Genomic DNA, 17,296 nt, shown 5'->3' on the forward strand with positions numbered 1-17,296 from the left:
CCTGCCATCCAAACAGACGTCAGACCGACAGAGAACCGGTAGGTCATGACGCAATGCTGTTCAGAAAGTAGCGGAGATCCAAAGTTCCAGCCTGGTGGCTCAAGACAGGGACAGATGCGGCGAGGCTTTAATGGACGACAGCTGACGTATTGGGTGCAGCATGCGAGAATCTCGGCACAGATATCATTTAGCCATCACTCGCAAAAGCCGAGCTCTCTTTCCGGCGGTGCCATGCCCATAACCCGCACTTCACGCTCTGCCGATCCACGCTGGCTTCTCGGCATTGGCAGCCTTTTGCTGGTCTTGCTGTTCGGCGGCCTTGCGCTGAATGATCGCCAGGCCCGCGAAGCGGTTCTGAACCTGCAGAACGAGAATCAGGGCAAGCTGCAGGCGCTGGCTGTACAGAGCGCGCAGCAGCACCTGTTGCAGCAAGGTCGGCTCTTTGCCGCAACCCTCGCGGCAGACCCCGAAGTGCTGGATCTGGTGCGCCAGGCCGATCGGTGGTTAGGCCAGGGCGCATTGATCGACGACGAGGAGCTGCAACCTATCCGCGAGCAGTTGTTCAGGCGTCTGACGCCGGCTTGGCAAGCGCTACAAAACCACCGTGCGCTGCAGCTGCAAATCTACTGGGGCAAAGCCGGCATCAGCCTGCTGCGCATGCAGGATGCCGAAGCCTATGGCGATGCCGTCGCCGATCACCGCCCACTGCTCTATAAAGCGCTGCACCAGGGGCGGATTGTTTCCGGGCTGGATATCGGCAAGCACAGCGTCGGCAATCGCGCCATTGCCCCGCTACGCGCTGGCGACAGCCCGGACAGCCCGGTCATTGGTGCTCTGGAGGTCGGTTTTGGCATTCTCCCCGAGCTTTCCGTGCTGGGCGACCAGCTCGATGCAGGACTGGGGATTCTGCTCAACCAGGAAGAACTGGAAGAAATCTTCTGGACGCGTCCCGTAGGTGTCCGCCTCGACGGTTTGCAAGGCTGGTTGCTGCAGGCCCACTCGACGCCGCAGATTCTCCATTGGACGACCCAACGGGCGCTACTGACGCCAGGTGCGGGCCACAGGTTGCAACTGCTGGAAGCCGAAGGGCGCCGCTTTCTGCTGAACCAGATCCCTCTGCATGACGCACGTACGCAGAACGACTCCTCAAAGCCGCCAACGGTCGTTGTACTGGTCTGGCGCGACATCACCGCAACCATCGACGAGCACCAGCACACCGAACGCCAACTCCTCATGAAATGGATGCTGGCCTGGCTGATCGCCGAAGCGTTGCTGTTGATTCTCGGCTGGCTGCTGCATCGACGCGCCGTCGTCCAGCGCCAGCACGACACGGCCCTGCGCGATAGCGAAAGCCGTTTTCGCAGCATGGTCAGCAACCTGCCGGGCGTGGTTTACCGGCGTGGCAGTGACAACGCCCGCACCTTGAACTATCTGAGCACCGGCATAGAGCGCCTGACAGGTTATCGCACCGAGGACTTCGCTCCGGGCCAGCGCAGCTTTCTCAGCCTGGTTCATCCGGAAGACCAGGCCTGCCTTGCTCAGGAGGACGGCGATTTCGAGCGTACCTACCGACTGATCAACGCCAAAGGCGAAACCCTCTGGGTCCAGGAAAGCCGCCGCGCGTTGCGCGATGCCGACGGCCGGCTGCTCTGGTACGACGGTTTCATCTGGGACGTGACTCAGCGCGTACTCGCCGAACAGGCCCTACGGGCCAGCCAGGAGCACCTGAGTTCGCTGTATCACCTGGCACCGGTGGGCATCATGCTGAGCCGCCTGGAAGATGGTGAACTGCTGGATTGGAACTCGGAACTGCAGCGGGTCAGTGGCTACTCCGCGGCGCAACTGGCCGGCTGCAATGTACGCAGCCTGCTGCCCGACCCACGCAATGGCCAGGCCGCCGTCAGGCAACTGCTGCAGAAGGGCTGTTACGGCCCCCACGAGACCGAGTTGCGCCGCCAGGACGGCAAGCCGGTGCCGGTGCTGCTCAATGGCACGCTGATCAGCGAAGCCGATGGCAGCCTGCTGGTCTGGTCCATCGTGCAGGACATCACCGCACGGGTCACCGCCGAGCGCGAAACCAGCGAACGTGAGCAGTATCTGCGCCTGCTGATTGCCAATGTGGTGGACGCCATCGTCATCATCGACACGCGCGGCACTATCGAAACCTTCAACCACGCCGCCGAAGACATGTTCGGCTACGGCGAACAGGAGGTGCTGGGTCACAACCTGTCGATGCTGATGCCGGAATCGCACCGCAGTGCCCACAACAGCTATCTGCAGGACTACGAAAAGCACGGCACAGGGCGAATGCTGGAGCAGAACCGCGAGCTATCGGCGGTCCGGCGCAACGGTGAAATCTTCACCATCGAGCTGCGCGTCTCGGAGATCAGCCATGGCGGCGAGCGCAAGTTCATCGGCCTGCTGCGCGATATCACCGAGCGCAAGCGCATCGAGCGCATGAAGAGCGATTTCGTCTCGGTCGTCAGCCACGAACTGCGCACTCCGTTGACCTCGATCTCCGGCGCCCTCGGCCTGATCACCGGCGGTGCCCTGGGCGAGGCGCCTGAGGCCATGCGCCCAATGCTGGATATCGCGCAACAGAACAGCCTCAGGCTCGAACTTCTGGTCAGCGACCTGCTGGACATGGACAAGCTGGCCGCCGGCCAGATGCAGCTCGAGCTGCACACGCAGCCACTGGCACCCCTACTGCAAGAGGCGTTGCGCACCAACCAGGGCTATTTCAAACAGTACGGTGTTGGCTGCGAACTGGGCGAACTGGACACGGCCCTAGTGTCGGTCGACGCACACCGACTGCAACAGGTGCTGGCAAACTTCCTCTCCAATGCGGCGAAATTCTCGCCGCCCGGGGAAGTCGTAACCTTGAGCAGCCAGCGTCTGGGCGAGCATATTCGCGTCAGCGTCACCGACTGCGGGCCGGGTATTCCGCAAACCTTCAGGGAGCACGTTTTTCAGAAGTTCTCCCAGGCCGACTCCTCTGATACGCGCCAGAAGGGCGGTACCGGCCTTGGCCTGGCAATCAGCAAAGAGCTGATCAAGCAGATGCAGGGCCGCATCGGTTTCGACGCCGAGCGCACCCGGGGCGCCTGCTTCTGGTTTGAGCTGCCCGTTCACGAGGCATCACCATGAGTTGTGTTTCTATCGACACATTGCGCATTGTTAGCTCATAGGCGCGTCTGACCCGGAGGTACCGCATGATTGAGCTGAAACGGATTCTGCACGTAGAGGACGACCCCTCCATCCAGGCGGTGGCCAAGGTGGCGCTGGAAGCGATCGGCGGCTTTCAGGTATTGAGCTGTGCGTCCGGGCAGCAGGCCGTGGAGGAAGTCGAGGACTTTGCGCCGCAGTTCATCCTGCTCGATGTGATGATGCCCGGCATGGGCGGCCCGGAGACACTGGCCAAGCTCGGCCAGCGGGTGGACCTGAGCACGATTCCGGTAGCCTTCATGACCGCCAAGGTGCAGCCCGGTGAAATCGAGAATCTGCGCAAGCTAGGTGCACAGGATGTGATCATCAAGCCGTTCGACCCGATGCGCCTGGCCAGCCAGATTCAGGCAATCTGGAAAACCTGGCATCCATAAGTCACTGCGCAGCAAGACGGAATAGAAATGGAGTCTCCGAAAGCCAACCCGAAGTCGTCACGCGAGCTGTCACGGCTCGCAGCGCTGCTGCGCTACGACATTCTCGACAGCCCCAACGAAGACGCTTTCGACGATTTCACCCACTTGGCAGCGCAGATTTGCGGTACGCCCATCGCCCTGATTTCGCTGGTAGATGCTCAACGCCAGTGGTTCAAGAGCCGTTTCGGCCTGGACGTCAGCCAGACCCCACGGGAGATTTCCTTCTGTACCCATACCATCGAAGGCCAGGGCCTCTTCGAGATCAATGATGCGCAACAGGATCCACGCTTCCAGCACAACCCGCTGGTGACCGGCGCGCCGAATATTCGCTTTTACGCAGGCACGCCCCTGACCACCCCGGACGCCTACAACATCGGCACTTTGTGCGTGATCGACAGCCGGCCACGCCAGCTCGACGCCATTCAGCGCGATGCATTGGAACGCCTCGGCCGGCAGCTGATGCGCCTGTTCGAGGAGCGCCTGCACGCACAACGCTATGCCGAGCAGGCAGCCATGCAGCAAGCGCTGCTCAACAGTGCCGCCAGCGCCATGCTGGTAACCACCACCGATGGCTTGATCTCAGCCGTCAACCCCACCGCTGAGCGCCTGTTCGGCTACAGCGAAGCAATGCTGCTGGATCATCCGCTGACCTCGGCGCTGTTTCCCCAGGAGGCACTGGCCCGCCGCGCGGCGATTCTCAGCGATGCACTGGGCGAAACCGTCACGCCGGGATTTGCCGTACTTACCGCACCGCTGTTCAAGGGCCGGCGGGAAGTCCGCGAATGGCACCTTCGCCATCGCAACGGCACCTCGATACCTGTGCTGGTGAGCATCTCGGCGATTCACGACGAATATGAATTGCTGCGCGGCTATATCGTCAGTGCCCACGACCTGGCTCATCAGGAACACCTGCAACTGCGCCTGCAGCAGATCGCCGCGCAGGTACCGGGAATGCTGTTCCAGCTTTGCTGGCACGCCAACGGCCAGACCTCGTTTCCATACGTCAGTGAAGGCATAGAAGCCATCTACGGGCTGAGCACGGCGGATCTGGAGTCGAGCATCGGCCCGATCTATGCCAGGGTTTATCCGGATGATCGTGCACAGGTGCTGGCAAGCATCCGCCAGGCCGCCAGCACCCTCACGCCCTGGCATTTCGAGCACCGCATCGAACACCCGCGCAAAGGGCTGATCTGGGTCGAAGCGCGCGCCACGCCCTTGCGCCAGGCCGATGGCTCGGTGCTCTGGCATGGCCTGGTGACCGACATCACTGAGCGCAAGGCCGAACAGCTGGAGCTGGACAAGCAGCAGGAAATGAATCGCCGCCTGCTTGAGGCCCTGTCCGAAGCGGTGGTTGCCTGCGATGCCAAAGGCAACCTGACGCTGTTCAACAACACCGCGCGGCTCTGGCACAACCTCGATGCGCAACAGCTGGCGCCCGGGGACTGGGCCGAGTATTACCATCTTTATCACGCCGACGGCACGACGCCACTGCGCCCGGAAGAAGTGCCGCTGATGCGGGCTCTGCGCGGTGAACGTATCCGCAACGTGGAAATGACCATCGTCGTCAACGGCCACACCCGCTACGTACTGGCCAACGCCGACCCGATGCTTGCCTCCGATGGCCAGCAGAACGGTGCGGTAGTGGTCCTGCACGACATCACCGAGCGCAAGAACATCGAGAAGATGCAGCGCGAGTTCGTCTCCACCGTCAGTCACGAGCTGCGCACGCCCCTGACCTCCATCACCGCCTCGCTGGGCCTGATCTGCGGTCAGGTAATGGGCGAGGTGCCCGGGCATCTGCAGGAACTGCTGGACATCGCCCACCAGAACAGCAAGCACCTTAGCGCGCTGATCGACGACCTGCTGGATATCGACAAGCTGAACGCCGGCAAGATGCGCTTCAAGCTCGAACTGCAGCCCCTGCAGCCCCTGCTCGAGCAGGCCAGGCGCAATAATCAGGGCTATGCCAACAGCTACACCGTGACCATCAAGCTCGGCGTTTGCCCGCCAATCCTAGTCAGGGTCGATGGCATGCGCCTGGTTCAGGTATTGAGCAACCTGTTGTCCAATGCAGCCAAGTTTTCTCCGCCTGGAGAAAGTGTCGATTTGTTTGCCGAGCGCGTCACCGAGAATCGAGTGCGTATCAGTGTCCGTGACCGCGGGCCGGGTATCGCCGACAGCTTCCGCGACCGAATCTTCAGCCGATTTGCCCAGGCGGACTCCTCCGATACGCGCCCACAGGGCGGTACCGGCCTGGGCCTGGCCATCAGCAAGGAACTCACAGAGCACATGGGTGGACAGATAGGCTTCGACTCAACCCCCGGCGCCGGTGCCTGCTTCTGGATAGAGCTGCCCTGTCAGTCCGGGAGCCTGCCCCGATGAGACCCCTGCAGCGCATCCTGCACATCGATGACGTGCCGTCGATACAGGTGGTGACGCGCATCGCCCTGGAGAAACTCGGCGGTTTTCAGATTCTGAGCTGCGCCAGTGGCGCCGAAGCGCTGGCGCAGGTCCGCCAGTTCGATCCAGACCTGATTCTTCTGGATCTCGAATTGCCGCAAATGGACGGCCTTGAATTGTTGCAGCAACTCGCACAACTGATCGATCTGCAACGCATACCGGTGGTACTTCTGACCGGCCGTAAGGAACCGGTCGAGCTGGCCGATTTGCGCCATCTGGGGGTTCGCCAGCTGTTGCTCAAACCCTTCGACCCCCTGCTACTGGCGACACAGCTCAATGCAATATGGGAAGCCGAACATGAGTAATGCCGAAGCGCTGCAAAGCCAGCTGCAAGCCTTGACCGACAAGTTCGCCGAACGCCTGCAGCAGGAGCTGCCGGAGCTCGATCGGCTTGCCGAAGCCTTGCAGCAGGCCCGCGACAACGAGCAGCGCCGGCAACTGATGCTGGTCCTTCACGAACACCTGCACCGCCTCGCCGGTAGTGCCGGCACCTTCGGCTTCACCACCCTCGGCCAGCAGGCGCGCCTGCTGGAGCAACGGGCGGACCGCTGGCTGGAAGCCTCGAAGCCCAGCGGCCAGGCGCTCACGGCATTTGTTCGGGCGGTGCGCCTGTGGACCGCAGAAACCCAGGCTCGGGCGCCGAACAACCTGCCCGAGGCTCCCGCGGAAAGCTGCGACAACCTCCAGGCCGGCTGTCGCATCTTCCTGCTTGAAAGCGACCCTGACGCAGGCCACAAGCTGTGCCAGACGCTGGGCAACTTCGGTTACGACGTACTGCGCTTCAGCCAGCCCGAGCCACTGTTGGCCGCCCTTGCCGAGCAACTGCCCGACGCCCTTATCGTCAGCCAGCATGCCAACGAGTTGGCGGCCATCGGCCCCCTGCAGCAGAGTCTGGAAACGCCGCTGCCGCTGCTGGTGATCAGCCAGCGTAGCGACTTCGACAGCCAGTTGGCCGCCGTTCGAGCCGGAGCGCAAGGCTATTTCACCCGGCCGGTGGATCTTACGCAGCTGGAAAACAGCCTGGAACACTGCCTCAACCTGCAGCATAACGAGCCTTATCGGATCCTCATCGTCGATGATGATGCCGACCTGGCCGCCCGCTACAGCCTGGTTCTGCGCAACTCGCAGATGCTGGTGCAGACCCTCAGCGACCCCAGCCAGCTGTTCGATACCCTGCACACCTTCAACCCGGAAGTGCTGCTGCTGGACGTCAATATGCCGCTGTGCTCAGGCCCTGAACTGGCGCAGATGATTCGCCTCAATGATGAATGGCTACGCCTGACCATCATCTATCTGTCCGCCGAAACCGATATCAACCGGCAGATGGCCGCGCTGCTCAAGGCCGGTGACGACTTCATCACCAAACCCATCAGCGACAACGCGCTGATTGCCGCCGTGTTCTCCCACGCCAAGCGCGCCCGCTCGCTGAGCACGGCGCTGGCGCGCGACAGCCTTACCGGCCTGCTCAAGCATGCCGACATCAAGGAACACGTGATTGTGGAGGCTCAGCGAGCTCAGCGCAGCGGCAAGCCGACCAGCGTGGTCATGCTCGACCTGGACCACTTCAAGCAGGTCAACGACCAGTACGGCCATGCCGCGGGCGACAATGTCATTCGGTCACTGGCCAACCTTCTGCGCCAGCGACTGAGGCGCATCGATAGCCTGGGCCGCTACGGCGGCGAGGAGTTCGTTGCCGTTCTGCCCGAGTGCAGCGCCGAGCAAGCCAAGACCATCTTCGACGAGATCCGCCAGCGCTTCGCGGCGCTGAATTTCCATGCCGGCCCGCACACCTTCAGCGTCTCACTCAGCGCTGGCATCTGCGAAACCAGCGCCCAGGTGGAGCCTGGAACCCTGCTCGAACGCGCCGACCAGGCGCTGTACGTCGCCAAGCACAACGGCCGCAACCAGGTTCGCATAGCAGCTCGGGACTGAAGCCAAAGGCTACAGAGCCAGCCCCGGCACCTCTGAAAATTGGACTTGCCGTTAATCAGGTCGCCAGAGCCGGCCCATCACTGCGCCAGTCGAAACGACTCGAACAATGCCGGGATACCCGGGAACATGCCGATGCCCAGCATCACGCCGCAAAGCACGACGAACACCAGCAAGGGAATGATCCAGCGATGCAGGCGACTCAGCGACTGGCTGTGCGCCTTGTCACCGACCAGCCCCATATTGTCCAGCAGCACCGTCAGCGACCAGCCGAACACCGGGTTTACCAGCGCCGAGGAGAACACCACGATGGCCGCCGACTGCGAGGTCTTGCCTTCGCGGGTCATCTGCATGCCCGCTTCAAGCAACGGCAGGAACACACCCACCAGTAACGCCACGCTGAGCACTGGCGGCCAGATGGCCAGATCCATCGGGTAGCCCCAGAGCGCCGCGATCACACAGAGCAGACCGGTCAGCATTGCACCCGCCGGGATTGGCCGCTTGGCGATGGCCGCCGGCACCAGAAAGGTACCCCAGGAAGACGCCAGGTTGCCGCCGCCCAACGCTGTGCCGACGACCTGCCGCGCCGCCGCCACACACATGGTGTCGTCGATGTTCATCAGCACTTTCTGCGCTTTATGCGGGTAGTTGAGCTGTTGGAAAATCCGGTGGCCGAGGAAGTCCGGCGACCACATCGCCACAGCCAGTACCGCGAAGGGGAAGACCGCTACGAAGTGATGTAGTCCCGGCAGGCCGAGCTGCCAGCCAGTGTCCTCGCCCCACCAATAAGCGGGATTGAGATTGGGGATACCCGGCTCGGTCTCGAACTCGAAGGGTGCACCCAAGGCGAAGGAGATCACCGCCGCCAACACGCAGCCCAGGGGAATCGCCAGCCAGCGCAAGCGTATGTGCTCCAGATAGGCATACATCACGATGGTTGCGAACACTACAACGAAGGCGATGTAGCCCATATCAAAGCCATTGGCCCACTCGAACAGCACCTTGATCTGTGAAGTCACGCCAATGAAGCCCAGATATAGCAGCAGGCCGCCGCACACTCCGTCACTGGTCAGGCGCGCCAGTAGACTGCCGCCCTTGAAGACCCCCAAGGTAAAGCCCAGCACACCGACCATGATGCCCAATGCCATGGGATGGCCGCCCGATGCGACAATCAGCGGAATCAGCGGAATCAGCGGGCCGTGGGTTCCGGCCAAATTGGAGGTCGGATTGAGGAAGCCGGAAAACAGCACCACAAACAGAAGCGCAGCAATGAGCATCTCAAAACGGACGTTTTCGATGACAAAATCATCGGAAAGGCCCAGTGGTGCGGCAAAGGTTGAGACGATCGCCGCAACCATGACGATTTTGCCGATGGTCGCAGCCATAGCCGGCACCCAATCTTCGTATTCGAAGCGGTAATCACGAAACGGCAGGTTAATCCCCCAGCGTTTCGGCGCCATGATTTCCAGCTCATGCTCGAGATACTCCGAGCGGGTTGCAAACTGTCCCTTTGGCTTATGGAGCTCCTGGTAACTGCATAGGTCCCTATCTTTCATGACAATCGCCACACCAAGAAAAAGGGCGCAACGGTACAGATCGGCAAGCGACAGCTCACCAAGACCTTAAGTGGATTGAAGTAAGTCGCGCCATATGATAGCTAGCTATCTAAATGCCATCACCGCTATGGCCAACCATCAGATCAAGCGCTGGAAGAAAGTCAGCTTATGGCGTTTGCCCGAGCAGCTCCGCAACACGCTGGCGATCGTCGGCGAAGCTGCTCCGAGCCTCGACCCGCCCCTTCTCGTAGCGCTTGAGATCACGCTGCAGGCTGGCCTGCTCCTGCTCCAGGTTGGCGATCTGCGCCAGCAGGTTTTCCGGGACACCGCGGCCCGCTCGCTCATGGTTGGCAGCCTGCTTCTGCAAATTGTCCTGCTGGTTGCGTAACGCCTGCAGATTGCCCTGAGTCAGACCGATCACGCTATCCAACTCGGCAAGCCGACGCGCTTCGGCTCGCTCCACGTCCTCGACACTGGCATACAGACGCAGCAGTTTCGCATCGGCAGCTGCCCGCGCCTTGTCGGCCTGCAGCCGCTGAAACTCTTCGGCGCTGGGTGCCGGGGGGATTTCACGGATGACACGGCCCTGCTCGTTGAGCACCTGATAGCCACGGCCGATGTGCTGCGGCGGAACGCCGTGTCGATCGAGTACCACCACCCCGCGGTCATCCACATAACGATAGAGTTCGGCGGCCTGCGCCAGAACCGGAGCCAGCAGGCCCAGCAACAATATCGAGCGAATGAACAGCGGTGTGCGCATGCCGAACTCCAGAGTGTCAGATCCCGTATCGCTCGCGGTAAGCCTGCACGGCGGGCAGGTGCTGCTTCAGCTGAGCGTCATCGGCCAGATACTCCAGCACTTGTGTCAGGGACACAATACTGACTACTGGCATTTGATAATCACGCTCCACTTCCTGGATCGCCGAAAGCTCGCCCTGCCCCCGCTCCTGCCGATCGAGGGCGATCAGCACCCCGGCAGCCTGGGCATTCTGGGCCTGGATGATCTGCATGACTTCACGGATGGCGGTACCGGCGGTGATCACGTCATCGACGATCAGCACGCGCCCGGTCAGCGGCGAGCCGACCAGGGTGCCGCCTTCGCCGTGATCCTTGGCTTCCTTGCGGTTGAAACACCAGGGCAGATCGCGCTGGTGATGTTCGGCCAGCGAGATCGCCGTGGCCGCCGCCAGCGGAATGCCTTTATAGGCCGGGCCGAAGACCACATCGAACTCGATGCCACTGTCGACAATGGCCGCCGCATAGAAACGTCCCAACTGGGCCAGGGCCGAGCCGCTGTTGAACAGACCGGCATTGAAGAAATAGGGGCTGGTGCGCCCGGATTTCAGAGTGAACTCACCAAAGCGCAGAACCCCGCGCTCGATGGCGAAGCCGATGAACTCGCGCTGATACGCCTGCATGAAGAAAATTCCCGGAAGACACTGATTTCGCTAATTGCGAGGAGCTTGGGTTATCATACACACACGAGTTTTCAGGGGCCATTTATGCGGATTATCAGCGTCAACGTGAATGGTATTCAGGCGGCAGCACAGCGGGGTCTACTCAGCTGGTTGCAAGCACAGAATGCCGATGTCATCTGCCTGCAGGATACCCGCGCCTCCGTAGTAGAACTTGACGATCCTGCTTATCAGCTCGACGGCTACTTTCTTTATGCCTGCGATGCTGAAATCCCCGAGCAAGGCGGCGTCGCGTTGTACTCCCGACTGCAACCCAAGGCCATCATCATGGGCCTGGGTTTCGAAACAGCCGACCGCTATGGTCGTTACCTGCAGGCCGATTTCGACAAGGTCAGCATCTCCAGCCTGCTACTGCCTACAGGCCGCGGCGGTGATGAAGACCTGAACCAGAAATTCAAGTTCATGGACGACTTCGCCCATTACCTCGACAAGCAACGCCGCAAGCGCCGCGAGTACCTGTATTGCGGCTCGCTGCATGTGGCACACCAGAAGCTGGACGTGAAGAACTGGCGCGACTGCCAGCAGGAAGTAGGCTTCCTGGCGCCGGAACGTGCTTGGCTTGACGAGATTTTCGGCACCATGGGTTATGTCGATGCCTTGCGCGAAGTCACCCGTGAAGGCGACTTGTACAGCTGGTGGTCCGATACCGAACAGGCACAGCTGCTCAACCTCGGCTGGCGCTTCGACTACCAGATCCTCACCTCGGGGCTGCGCCGTTTCGTCCGTAGCGCGCGCCTGCCACGCCAGCCGCGCTTTTCCCAGCACTCGGCACTGATAGTCGATTACGACTGGACGCTGAGCCTCTGATCGGGCGGCCAGCACGCTGGCCGCTGCCGTTCTTGCACCCTCGCCCGGCTATTTGACGATCCGCCAGCAGAGCGGATAGCGATAGGGCTTGCCCTCGTTGGCGCGGATGCCGGCGATCACCACCAGCACCAGCGCCACCACACTGACCAGCACCATCAGCGGAAAGCCGATAAGGATCCAGGCGAGCACCCCGCAGATCATCAGCAGAATGCTGAAGGTGATCTGGAAGTTGAGTGCCTCCTTGCCTTGCTCGTCGATAAAAGGGTCCATGTCCTTCTTCAGCTGCCAGATGATCAGCGGCCCCAGCACGTTGCCGATCATCGGCACCACGAACCAGCAGAACGCCGAGTAATGGCAGAGCATGGCCCAGCGTCGCACCTGGGAGGAAGGCTGTGGAACCGGCAGCTGATCAGTCATGGTCTTCTCCGTCGTTAGTCAGCCAGTGCAGCCTGTTGCACGGCGAACAGCTCCCGCATGCCGGCCTGGGCCAGTGCCAGCATGGCATTGAGTTCTTCAGGCTGGAACGGCGCTCCTTCGGCGGTGCCCTGTACTTCGATGAAGCCACCGGCGTCGGTCATCACCACATTGAGATCGGTTTCCGCGGCGGAATCTTCCAGATAGTCCAAATCCAGCACAGCTTCACCCTGGTACATGCCCACGGAAACGGCGGCGACCATCTGCTTGAGCGGATTGCCGCCCTTGAGCCCACCACGTTTTTTCAGCACGGCCAGCGCATCCACCAGCGCCACCATGGCCCCGGTGATGGAGGCGGTACGGGTGCCGCCATCGGCCTGGATCACATCGCAATCGATATAGATGGTGTTCTCGCCCAGCTTGCTCATGTCCAGTGCAGCGCGCAGCGAGCGACCGATCAGGCGCTGGATCTCCAGGGTTCGGCCACCCTGTTTGCCACGGCTGGCCTCGCGCTGATTCCGCGAGCCGGTAGAGCGCGGCAGCATGCCGTACTCAGCCGTGAGCCACCCCTGCCCTTGGCCTTTGAGGAAGCGCGGTACGCCGTTTTCGATACTGGCGGTGCAGATCACCTTGGTCTCGCCGAACTCAACCAGCACCGAGCCTTCGGCATGCATGGTGTAGTTGCGGGTGATACGGATCGAACGCAGCTGGTCGGCGGCGCGGCCACTGGGACGCTTCATGGACATTTCCTGTTTCTATGGATTCGAGTGGACGCATTATAGGTGCCTTTGCGGCTGATTCATGCAGCCAGCCGGCTAATCGCACCGGTTATAACGACCGAGAGCCGGGGCGTTGCCCGCCTTTTTGCTTTACAATCCTCCGCCTTTCGCAATATCACCGAGAGGTTCCCCGATGATCCATAGCATGACGGCCTTTGCCCGTGCCGAACAGGCCGGCGCCCACGGCACTCTCAGCTGGGAAATCCGCTCGGTCAATCATCGCTACCTGGAACCGCACCTGCGCCTGCCGGAAGCCTTCCGCGACCTCGAAGGTGCGGTGCGCGAAGCCCTGCGCAAGGGCCTGTCGCGGGGCAAGGTCGAATGCACCCTGCGCTTTGCCGAGGACAGCAGTGGGCGCTCGATGCAGATCGACAGCCAGCGCGCCAGCCAGCTGATCGCCGCCGCCGAAAGCGTAGCCTCTCTGATCAAGCAGCCCGCCCCGATCAATCCGCTGGAAGTGCTCGCCTGGCCGGGCGTGCTGGTGGGCGACGCCAGCGATCCGCAGGCACTCAACAGCGCAGCGCTGGCGCTGTTTCATGAAACCCTTGGCGAATTGAAAAAAGGCCGTCAGCGTGAAGGCGAAGAGCTGGCCCGCCTGATCGAAGAGCGCCTTGATGCGATCACCCAGGAGACCGCCACGCTGCGCGAGCAGGTGCCGCAGATGCTTGCCCTGCAACGGCAGAAACTGCTGGACCGCTGCGCCGAGATGCAGGTTGAGCTGGACCCGCAACGCCTGGAACAGGAAATGGTCCTGCTGGCGCAGAAAAGCGACGTCGCCGAGGAACTCGACCGCCTCGCCACCCATGTCGTCGAAGTGCGCCGAATACTGAAATCGGGAGGCGCCGCAGGCCGGCGGCTAGACTTTCTTATGCAGGAACTCAACCGCGAAGCCAACACTCTCGGTTCCAAGGCGTTCGATCCACGCAGCACCCAGGCCGCGGTCAACCTCAAGGTCCTGATCGAGCAGATGCGCGAACAGGTGCAGAACATCGAATAACGGGCATTGCCCTGAATTGCCCGGCTCCTTCGGGCGCCCATCACCACCGCTTTTGCAGAGAACGCCATGTCCGCCTCCACCGGTACGCTCTATATCGTTTCCGCGCCTTCCGGGGCCGGCAAGACCAGCCTGGTCAAGGCCCTGCTCGATGCGCAGCCGCAGGTTCGGGTGTCGGTATCCCACACCACCCGGGGCATCCGTCCGGGTGAGGTGGATGGGGTCAACTACCACTTCGTCAGCCGTGAGGATTTCCTCGACCGTCTCAAGCGCAACGAGTTTCTCGAGCATGCCGAAGTCTTCGGCAACCTCTACGGCACGTCCCAGCGCTGGGTCGAGCAGACCCTCGCCGACGGCTACGACCTGATTCTGGAAATCGACTGGCAGGGCGCCCAGCAGGTACGCCGGCTGATGCCCCAGGCCAAGTCCATCTTTATCCTGCCGCCGAGCGCCGAGGCCCTGCGCCAGCGACTGACCCATCGCGGCCAGGACAGCGAGGATGTGATCGACACTCGCATGCGTGAAGCGGTCAACGAAATGACTCACTACGTGGAATACGACTACCTGGTGATCAACGACGACTTCACCCACGCCCTGGCTGATCTGCAGGCCATCTTCCGCGCCAACCGCCTTCTGCAACCTGCCCAACAGCAGCGTTTCGGAGCGCTACTGGAGCAATTGCTGGCTTGACGGGCGCTTTTATAGCTTCCATAACCGCTGGTGATTTTTTAGACTATCCCGTCCGCTCGCCCATTTGGGCACGCTTTACCGAATCTGATGAGGAACACCATGGCCCGCGTTACCGTTGAAGACTGCCTGGACAACGTAGATAACCGCTTCGAGCTGGTCATGCTCGCGACCAAGCGCTCGCGCCAGCTGGCCACCGGCGGCAAGGAGCCCAAGGTAGCCTGGGAGAACGACAAGCCGACCGTGGTCGCCCTGCGCGAAATCGCTTCCGGCCTGATCGACTATGACGTCATCGCCCAGGAAGAAATCGTGGACGACGAACCGCTCTTCGCCCAGTACGAGGAAGAGCCCAACGAGGCCATCTGATCATATGCCGGGTCGAAGACGAATCGCCGAGACGCGCTGTCGGCAAGGAGTAATGCCTTGCCAGCCATAGATACGCTTGCCGATCGCCTGTCGACCTACCTTGGCCCGGATCAGGTCAACCTGGTCCGCCGCGCCTACTTCTACGCCGAGCAGGCCCACGATGGCCAGCGTCGGCGCAGCGGTGAAGCCTACGTCACCCACCCCCTCGCGGTAGCCAACATCCTTGCCGACATGCACATGGACCATCAGAGCCTGATGGCCGCCATGCTGCACGACGTCATCGAGGACACCGGTATTCCCAAGGAAGCGCTGACCGCGCAGTTCGGCGAAACAGTTGCCGAACTGGTCGATGGCGTCAGCAAGCTGACCCAAATGGATTTTCAGACCAAGGCGGAAGCCCAAGCCGAGAACTTCCAGAAGATGGCCATGGCCATGGCCCGCGATATCCGCGTGATTCTGGTCAAGCTCGCCGACCGCCTGCACAACATGCGCACCTTGGAAGTCTTGGCCGGGGAGAAGCGCCGCCGCATCGCCAAGGAAACCCTGGAGATCTACGCACCCATCGCCAACCGCCTGGGCATGCAGGCCATGCGCGTGGAGTTCGAGGACCTGGGTTTCAAGGCCATGCACCCGATGCGTTCCGAGCGCATCCGCGCCGCCGTGCGTCGGGCGCGGGGCAATCGCAACGAGATCGTGCAGAAGATCGAACAGTCGCTGATCCACTGCCTGGAGCGAGAAGGCCTCGAAGGCGAGGTCATGGGCCGCGAGAAGCACCTGTTCAGCATCTACAAGAAGATGCGCGGCAAGCGTAAGGCCTTCAACGAGATCATGGATGTCTATGCCTTCCGCATCGTGGTGGACAAGGTCGACACCTGTTATCGCGTGCTGGGCGCCGTACACAGCCTGTACAAGCCGCTACCGGGCCGTTTCAAGGATTACATTGCGATCCCCAAGGCCAACGGCTACCAGTCGCTGCATACCACGCTGTTCGGCATGCATGGCGTGCCCATCGAAATCCAGATCCGCACCCGCGAGATGGAGGAGATGGCCAACAACGGCATCGCCGCGCACTGGCTGTACAAATCCAGCGACGACGAATCGCCCAAGGGCACCCACGCCCGTGCCCGGCAGTGGGTCAAGGGTGTGCTGGAAATGCAGCAACGCGCCGGCAACTCGCTGGAGTTCATCGAAAGCGTCAAGATCGATCTGTTCCCCGACGAGGTCTACGTCTTTACGCCCAAGGGCCGCATCATGGAGCTGCCCAAGGGCTCGACCGCGGTCGACTTCGCCTACGCCGTGCACACCGACGTCGGCAACACCTGTATTGCCTGCCGGGTCAACCGTCGCCTGGCGCCCCTGTCACAGGCCCTGGAAAGCGGCTCGACGGTGGAAATCGTCACCGCTCCCGGTGCACGCCCGAATCCCGCCTGGCTGAACTTCGTTGTCACCGGCAAGGCGCGCACGCATATTCGCCATGCGCTCAAGCTGCAGCGCCGCTCGGAGTCGATCAGCCTCGGCGAACGTCTGCTGAACAAGGCGCTCACTGGTTTTGAGACCAGCCTGGAAGCAATCTCCCAAGAGCGCATCAAGGCGGTGCTGGGCGAATACCAGATGGACGTCATCGAGGATCTGCTCGAGGACATCGGCCTGGGCAACCGCATGGCCTACGTCATCGCCCGGCGCCTGCTGGCCAGCAGCAATGAGGAACAACCCAACGCCGACGGGCCGCTGGCAATCCGCGGCACCGAGGGCTTGGTGCTCAACTACGCCAAGTGCTGCACGCCGATCCCGGGCGACCCCATCGTCGGCCATCTTTCCGCTGGCAAAGGCATGGTCGTGCACCTGGAAACCTGCCGCAATATCAGCGAAGTGCGGCATAACCCGGACAAGTGCATCCAGCTGTCCTGGTCCAAGGACGTCACTGGCGAATTCAACGTCGAGCTGCGCGTCGAACTGGAGCATCAGCGCGGCCTGATCGCCCTGCTTGCCGGCAGCGTCAACGCCGCCGACGGCAATATCGAGAAGATCAGCATGGACGAGCGCGACGGCCGCATCAGCGTGGTACAGCTGGTGGTCAGCGTTCAGGACCGCGTCCACCTGGCGAACGTCATCAAGAAGCTACGCACCATCAAGGGCGTGATACGGATTACGCGAGTCAGGGCCTGACGCAGAAAGGGTGGCAACGCCTACC

15 protein-coding genes are annotated in these 17,296 nt (G+C 61.7%); 10 read left to right on the forward strand and 5 right to left on the reverse strand.

Annotated elements, in window-relative coordinates:
- Window positions 1–231 precede the first annotated feature (231 nt).
- From BN1079_RS11430 to BN1079_RS11450, 5 genes are all read left to right on the forward strand, one after another.
- Window positions 232–3,147 carry a PAS domain-containing sensor histidine kinase gene (locus tag BN1079_RS11430; protein ID WP_037024492.1) on the forward strand — a complete coding sequence of 972 codons (2,916 nt, stop codon included), beginning with the start codon at window positions 232–234 and terminating at the stop codon, window positions 3,145–3,147.
- 65 nt (window positions 3,148–3,212) lie between these two features.
- On the forward strand, window positions 3,213–3,599 hold the full coding sequence (locus BN1079_RS11435) for a response regulator (protein WP_037024495.1): 387 nt from the start codon (window positions 3,213–3,215) through the stop codon (window positions 3,597–3,599).
- A gap of 27 nt (window positions 3,600–3,626) precedes the next feature.
- A complete protein-coding gene (locus tag BN1079_RS11440) occupies window positions 3,627–6,020 on the forward strand; it encodes a PAS domain S-box protein (RefSeq protein ID WP_037024498.1) in 2,394 nt (797 codons plus the stop codon).
- The gene (locus tag BN1079_RS11445; protein WP_037024501.1) at window positions 6,017–6,403 is read left to right on the forward strand and encodes a response regulator; all 387 of its coding nucleotides are present in this window, start codon (window positions 6,017–6,019) and stop codon (window positions 6,401–6,403) included. The genes BN1079_RS11440 and BN1079_RS11445 overlap by 4 nt, the downstream gene beginning before the upstream one ends.
- Entirely contained in the window at window positions 6,396–8,030 is a 1,635-nt protein-coding gene (locus BN1079_RS11450; RefSeq protein ID WP_037024505.1) for a diguanylate cyclase domain-containing protein, read from the forward strand. The genes BN1079_RS11445 and BN1079_RS11450 overlap by 8 nt, the downstream gene beginning before the upstream one ends.
- Before the next feature lie 77 nt (window positions 8,031–8,107).
- Here BN1079_RS11450 and BN1079_RS11455 read toward each other — a convergent pair whose 3' ends face one another.
- From BN1079_RS11455 to pyrE, 3 genes are all read right to left on the reverse strand, one after another.
- Complete coding sequence (locus BN1079_RS11455) at window positions 8,108–9,583, reverse strand: DUF3360 family protein (protein WP_074436838.1); 1,476 nt, start codon at window positions 9,581–9,583, stop codon at window positions 8,108–8,110.
- Between the two features lie 166 nt (window positions 9,584–9,749).
- Entirely contained in the window at window positions 9,750–10,343 is a 594-nt protein-coding gene (locus BN1079_RS11460; RefSeq protein WP_171819301.1) for a DUF4124 domain-containing protein, read from the reverse strand.
- Window positions 10,344–10,359: 16 nt separating this feature from the next.
- Window positions 10,360–11,001: an orotate phosphoribosyltransferase gene (pyrE, locus tag BN1079_RS11465; RefSeq protein ID WP_037024512.1), complete on the reverse strand. Its 642-nt coding sequence runs from the start codon at window positions 10,999–11,001 to the stop codon at window positions 10,360–10,362.
- A gap of 84 nt (window positions 11,002–11,085) precedes the next feature.
- Here pyrE and BN1079_RS11470 point away from each other — a divergent pair, with 84 nt between their 5' ends.
- Complete coding sequence (locus BN1079_RS11470; RefSeq protein WP_037024514.1) at window positions 11,086–11,865, forward strand: exodeoxyribonuclease III; 780 nt, start codon at window positions 11,086–11,088, stop codon at window positions 11,863–11,865.
- Window positions 11,866–11,913: 48 nt separating this feature from the next.
- Here BN1079_RS11470 and BN1079_RS11475 read toward each other — a convergent pair whose 3' ends face one another.
- Window positions 11,914–12,282, reverse strand: coding sequence for a DUF4870 domain-containing protein (locus tag BN1079_RS11475; RefSeq protein ID WP_037024516.1), 369 nt, complete (start codon window positions 12,280–12,282; stop codon window positions 11,914–11,916).
- Window positions 12,283–12,296: 14 nt separating this feature from the next.
- A complete protein-coding gene (rph, locus tag BN1079_RS11480) occupies window positions 12,297–13,019 on the reverse strand; it encodes a ribonuclease PH (RefSeq protein WP_037024519.1) in 723 nt (240 codons plus the stop codon).
- A gap of 172 nt (window positions 13,020–13,191) precedes the next feature.
- Here rph and BN1079_RS11485 point away from each other — a divergent pair, with 172 nt between their 5' ends.
- The 4 genes from BN1079_RS11485 (at window position 13,192) to spoT (ending at window position 17,271) form a co-directional block, all read left to right on the forward strand.
- Window positions 13,192–14,055 (forward strand): YicC/YloC family endoribonuclease, encoded by an 864-nt coding sequence (locus BN1079_RS11485; protein WP_037024522.1) that lies wholly within the window; start codon window positions 13,192–13,194, stop codon window positions 14,053–14,055.
- A 66-nt stretch (window positions 14,056–14,121) separates the two neighbouring features.
- The gene (gene gmk, locus BN1079_RS11490; protein WP_037024525.1) at window positions 14,122–14,742 is read left to right on the forward strand and encodes a guanylate kinase; all 621 of its coding nucleotides are present in this window, start codon (window positions 14,122–14,124) and stop codon (window positions 14,740–14,742) included.
- Window positions 14,743–14,841: 99 nt separating this feature from the next.
- Window positions 14,842–15,105: a DNA-directed RNA polymerase subunit omega gene (rpoZ, locus tag BN1079_RS11495; RefSeq protein WP_037024527.1), complete on the forward strand. Its 264-nt coding sequence runs from the start codon at window positions 14,842–14,844 to the stop codon at window positions 15,103–15,105.
- 57 nt (window positions 15,106–15,162) lie between these two features.
- A complete protein-coding gene (gene spoT, locus BN1079_RS11500) occupies window positions 15,163–17,271 on the forward strand; it encodes a bifunctional GTP diphosphokinase/guanosine-3',5'-bis pyrophosphate 3'-pyrophosphohydrolase (protein WP_037024529.1) in 2,109 nt (702 codons plus the stop codon).
- Window positions 17,272–17,296 lie beyond the last annotated feature (25 nt).

The organism is Pseudomonas saudiphocaensis, assembly GCF_000756775.1.
Taxonomy (GTDB): domain Bacteria; phylum Pseudomonadota; class Gammaproteobacteria; order Pseudomonadales; family Pseudomonadaceae; genus Stutzerimonas; species Stutzerimonas saudiphocaensis.